The 3,428-nt window shown below is 71.4% G+C and carries 5 protein-coding genes; 2 read left to right on the forward strand and 3 right to left on the reverse strand.

Annotated features, from left to right (window positions below):
- Window positions 1–122 precede the first annotated feature (122 nt).
- Window positions 123–569 (reverse strand): hypothetical protein, encoded by a 447-nt coding sequence (locus tag ACY34K_RS33735; protein ID WP_462754066.1) that lies wholly within the window; start codon window positions 567–569, stop codon window positions 123–125.
- A 74-nt stretch (window positions 570–643) separates the two neighbouring features.
- A complete protein-coding gene (locus ACY34K_RS33740) occupies window positions 644–1,519 on the reverse strand; it encodes a GerMN domain-containing protein (RefSeq protein WP_462754068.1) in 876 nt (291 codons plus the stop codon).
- 402 nt (window positions 1,520–1,921) lie between these two features.
- On the opposite strand from ACY34K_RS33740, the gene ACY34K_RS33745 reads away from it, so the two are divergent.
- Window positions 1,922–2,113, forward strand: a complete 192-nt coding sequence (locus tag ACY34K_RS33745; RefSeq protein ID WP_462754070.1) for a DUF6381 family protein — start codon at window positions 1,922–1,924, stop codon at window positions 2,111–2,113.
- 70 nt (window positions 2,114–2,183) lie between these two features.
- Window positions 2,184–2,717: a mycothiol transferase gene (locus ACY34K_RS33750; RefSeq protein WP_462754072.1), complete on the forward strand. Its 534-nt coding sequence runs from the start codon at window positions 2,184–2,186 to the stop codon at window positions 2,715–2,717.
- Between the two features lie 9 nt (window positions 2,718–2,726).
- Here the strand turns inward: ACY34K_RS33750 and ACY34K_RS33755 are convergent.
- Window positions 2,727–3,428 (reverse strand): EF-hand domain-containing protein (locus tag ACY34K_RS33755; RefSeq protein WP_462754074.1); only part of this gene is annotated, 702 nt, incomplete at its 5' end.

Below are 3,428 nucleotides of genomic sequence, written 5' to 3' on the forward strand. Positions count from 1 at the left end.
GACGGGTGTGGCGGTGGTGGGCGGAGCCGTCGGCCGGAGGATTTCGGCGAACACGCCCACGAACACGCCGGCGCCACACCCGCGCACCTTGTAGCGATGTCTTCGCACCGGGGAATCCGCGGTCACAGGGCCCACCAGCAGTACATCCGGTGTCCCGCCGCACGCGACCGCCCGGCCAGGCCCGACAGCAGGGCCACCACCTGCGTCGCGGTCCCGGACGTGACTCCGTACTGGCGAAGCTCATCGGTCTCGGCCCACGGCCCGGCCGCATCGGCCGGCGAACCCCAGGGCGCCGCGGCCAGTGCCTCCTGCAGAGTGTCGGACACGCTGATGACGAACGCACCCTCGGCCTCCGGGGAGGAGAGCAGCTGCCCGGAGCGCGGACGCTCGCTCGCCTCCTCGAAGGAGCAGCCGGTCAGGATCGCTTCGAGCCTGGCCAGGGCCACGACCGGGTCGATGCCCCTCAGCGGTACTACGTCGAACACCGCGGCGTCCGGCCCACCGGGCAGGTCGAGGACGCGGACAGCGGTGGCGTCGTCCGGGGCGGAGAAGTAGTCGCACATCACCATGCGGCGATTCTGTCACCCGGCCCCGGCGCCCGATCACCGACTCGATCCTCCCTGGCTCCGCACCGATCACGGCGTCAGCGGTGCACGGTCACCGGCACCGTGTCGGAGACCACAGGGCGGCCGTCCTCCGGTGAGTCCCAGTAGGCGGTCAGTACACCGGCACCCGAGCGCGTGGCGTCGTACGGGAAGGTGACATCGAACGTACCGCGCGTGCCGGAACCCGAGGTGGCCGTGGCATAGGGGTTGGCCGCGGTCTTGCCCGCCGCGTCGGTGATCTTCAGACGGAGCGTGGCCTCGAAGGTGTTGGCACTGCCCCACACACGCAGCGGCGTCCGGATGCTGTCACCGATCAGCGGCGACTCGACCAGTACGTCCGGTGTCAGGTCCTCGAAGTCCGCGCGTCCGACGGGCTTGTTGAGAGCGATGCCCTGGCCGCTGAACGAGGACACCGGCTTGCCGTCGAGCGCGAAGCGCACCTTGTCGATGGTCGGGAAGCGGGTGGCGGTGAACACCACTTGGGCGAGCCTGGCGCGCATGGACAGGGTGCCACCGCCGTCGTCGTAACGTCCCGAGAGGTCCACGGTCGCGACGCGATCACGCACCACGATCGAGTGCAGGGTCGTGCCGGCGGGGATGGCCGTCGTCCGGCCGTGCCCGCGCTCGAAGCCGTTGGGCCCCGCGAGCAGGGCCCGCAGGGACTGCGCGGCGGTGGCCGGCCCGGACACGGAGCGGGGAGCGGGGGAGACCTGCTCGCCGTGGAGGAAGTAGACGGAGGTGCGGACCTGCTTCTTGCCGCCGCCGGGGACCGCTTGCTTCGGGGAAGCCGGTGGGGGAGTGGGTGCGGGCCGCGTCTCCCCGGCGCCCCGGCCGGGTTCCGTGGCGGGGGGCGAAGTGGCCGCCGGGGGTGTGTGCGTGGTCGTCGTCGGTGTGCCGGTCCCGGCCGGTCTCACACTTCCTTTCGCGTCCCTGCTCCCGCCTCCGCTTCCGCACGCGGTCAGCGCGAGCGGGAGCACGAGCGCGGTGGCGAGTGCCGTGGGTCGGACCCAGCGGAAGCCTGCAGATGACGAGTGGGTCTCAGTGCCCATGGCCGCCTCCTCCGAACTCCTCCAGGAAACACCCTTTTGGGCGGAAGGTGAAGAGTGAGTGAGTCAGGATTCCGGCCGCTCGTACGTTCGGTACGACCCCTGCGGGGGTGGCCGGACGACCGGCAGGTCGGCCGCCGGACGGCCCCCGCTCCAGGCCGCCGCCGGGTCCGGACGGTCCACTCGTGGCGAGCTGCTCGGGATGCGATCGTGCGGGGACGCTGCTTCGCTGATGGAGTCGTCAGGCTTCCCTCACCCGAGGAGTGGATCATGAGCGTTGCGGATGAATCACGCGGCCGTGTCCGGCAGATGCGCGAGAAGGCGAGGGAACTGGATCAGGCCGCCGAGCGGGCCTCCGACCCGGACCAGCGCCGGCGTCTGCAGGACAAGGCCCGCCGCCTCCGGGAGCAGAGCGACCAGGAGAGCAGTATCGCCTCGGGGGACATCGACCCGATGGTGTAGGTGGCGGTAATCCGCCGACGCCTGCGTGTCGGCCGGCGATCGCGGCCGGGCGGCGCGGTTGACTCGGCACATGAATGCCGCAGAAGTGCTCGCAGACGCCTTCGGACGTGTCGAAGAGGTGGTCCACGAGGCGGTCGAGGGGATCGAGACGGAACACCTCCACGCCCGGATCGATCCCGGCGCGAACACCGTCGCCTGGCTGGTCTGGCACCTGACACGGATCCAGGACGACCACCTGGCCGATGTCGCAGGCAGGGAACAGGTGTGGTCGTCGGAGGGATGGGCGGACCGCTTCGGTCTTCCCTTCCCTCCCGAGGCGACCGGTTACGGCCACACGAGCAAGCAGGTCGCCGCGGTCCGGGTCGATTCGCCGGCCTTGCTGCTCGGCTACTACGACGCCGTCCACGAGAAGACCGCGGCCTTCGTCCGCGGACTGCGCGGCACGGCGCTCAACCGGATCGTGGACGACTCCTGGACTCCGCCGGTGACCCTGGGCGTCCGGCTCGTCAGCGTCATCGCCGACGACCTGCAGCACGCCGGGCAGGCGGCCTTCATCAGGGGCTGCCTGGAACGCCGCCGAGCACGGAGGGCCACCGGAGGGTGAGGCAGTCGCTCAGGGCCGTCCGATGAGCTGGCTGCCCGCGATGCTGTCGGAGCGGGCGGTGAAGTATTCGGTGAAGGCGTGGACCAGCTCGTCCTCGGTGAGGCGGCCGTCTCCGTCGAGGTCGAGCTGACGGAAGCCGTGGTTGAGTTCGGCCGGGTGCACACGGGAGCCGCCGAAGAGGGCGCGGTACTCGTCCGGGCCGAGATGCCCGCTGCCGTCGGTGTCCGCCGCCCGGAACATGGCACGCACGGCGACGTGCAGCCCCTGCGCCAGGTATTCGGAGTCGGAGTCGACCCCGGCGAGCATGGCGGCGGTGAACTCCTCACAGGTCACCTGACCGTCCTCGTCGGTGTCCGTGGCGGCGCGCAGATGCTGCCACCAGGTGTCGAAGGCCGCGTACACCTCCGCTTCGCGCTCCTCCGTGAGCTCCAGCGGCCAGCACACGTTGTGTGCCATGGCCTGCAGGTCGGCGGCGCCGATACGTCCGTCGCCGGTCTGGTCCAGGACTTCCCGGAAGAACGTCCGCAGACGCGCGGGTCGGCTGTCGCCCTTGCTCCGGCGCGGTGCCGGCAGCCGGACGCCACGGGCAGCGGGCTCGGGCAGGCCGGTGCCGGCCGGGGCGGTCGGCTGCCCGGCGGGAAGACCGGCCAGGGGAATCCGGTAGCGCCGGTGCTCGGGCAACGTGCTCAGCAGCACGCGAGCGCCACGGTG

Source organism: Streptomyces sp. STAM6 (assembly GCF_054963715.1).